Origin of the sequence: Candidatus Rickettsia tasmaniensis (genome assembly GCF_036857515.1) — a bacterium.
In the GTDB taxonomy this organism is placed as follows: domain Bacteria; phylum Pseudomonadota; class Alphaproteobacteria; order Rickettsiales; family Rickettsiaceae; genus Rickettsia; species Rickettsia rickettsii.
The window spans coordinates 1-1,194 of the sequence record NZ_JAQCNX010000058.1 but is presented as its reverse complement, the minus strand read 5'-3'; the positions used below and the strand labels follow the sequence as shown (position 1 = coordinate 1,194).

The following is a 1,194-nucleotide window of genomic DNA, read 5'->3' as shown; positions in this document are numbered from 1 at the left end:
GAAGCTCCATGAGAGATATTGTATTTTGGTAATCGCCACAAAACTTCCAAAAATCTTCCTTGAATCAAAATATAACACCTTTTTAGGAATCAAAGTTAGCAGAAAGCTAAATAAAAAAGCTGTAGTTCGCAACAAAATTAAAAGGCGTATACGACATCTAATTAGAATTATTGTTAGTGATTCTAGCTTTAAGGCTATAAAATTTGCAATGATTATTATTCCGAGAAAAGGATTTGAAGAGATAAACTTCTCACACTTGAATTATGAATTAAGTAAAGCAATTCTAAGAAATATTTAGATTTTATTAGACCTCTTCGGGAACTCGCTTATAGAGAGGAATTTGAAGGAGACACGGAACGCAGAACCGCAGCATACAAAAGAGTACGTGAGGATTCGAGTACCGGATCGACGTACAAATTACCTCTAGAAGTAGAGTTTCCGAAGAGGTCTATTGAATGACTTGGCATTACTCGCGTGGCTTGGTTTTGCCGTCATTGCGAGGAAAAATTGAAAATTTTGACTAAGCAATCCAGTAAAAAATTCTGATTTACAGATTTTTTACTATTTTTTATAGATTGCCACACTCCTTACAGTCGCTGCGTTGTGGCATGGCTTGTTTTATGTCATTCCCGCGAAAGCGGGAATGACATCGAGTAGGTTTTTCAAGCCATGCAACAAAGCCTTTAGTCGCTCGCAATGACGACTTGGATATTCATGCAAGCAAGCCTTCCACGGGAATAATATTGAATTTTATTACTTATACTCCCTCTGTCCCCTCTCCTAATGCCGGTACTTCTTCTACTATAGTAAGTGTTGTATCTATAGTATTTTCTTCAGACGTAATAGTATTTATAGTAGAATTATAATATTTTTTTACTAATTCGATAACGTCTAAATTATGCGTCTCTTCTGCCGTATAAATATTAGGGCTACCTACCTCTATAGTAGGATGCTCAAGTACAGCTTTTAGAATAGCTAAATCACCTCTCGCTATAGCCTTATCAAGATTATATGATTCTATTTTTGTAGTACTATGCTCAAGTACAGCTTTTAGAATAGCTAAATCACCTCTCACTATAGCCTTATCAAGATTATATGATTCTATTTTTGTAGTACTATGCTCAAGTACAGCTTTTAGAATAGCTAAATCACCTCTCACTATAGCCTTATCAAGATTATATGATTCTATTTTTG

The 1,194-nt window shown here is 35.0% G+C and carries 1 protein-coding gene and 1 pseudogene; one reads left to right on the top strand and one right to left on the bottom strand.

Annotated elements, in window-relative coordinates; translation table 11 throughout:
• Positions 1-298: ribonuclease P protein component (gene rnpA, locus O6R16_RS07860; RefSeq protein WP_499680695.1), on the top strand; the 298-nt coding region annotated here is incomplete at its 5' end.
• Between the two features lie 459 nt (positions 299-757).
• Here the strand turns inward: rnpA and O6R16_RS07855 are convergent.
• Positions 758-1,194, bottom strand: a pseudogene (locus O6R16_RS07855) (hypothetical protein); the annotation flags it as partial.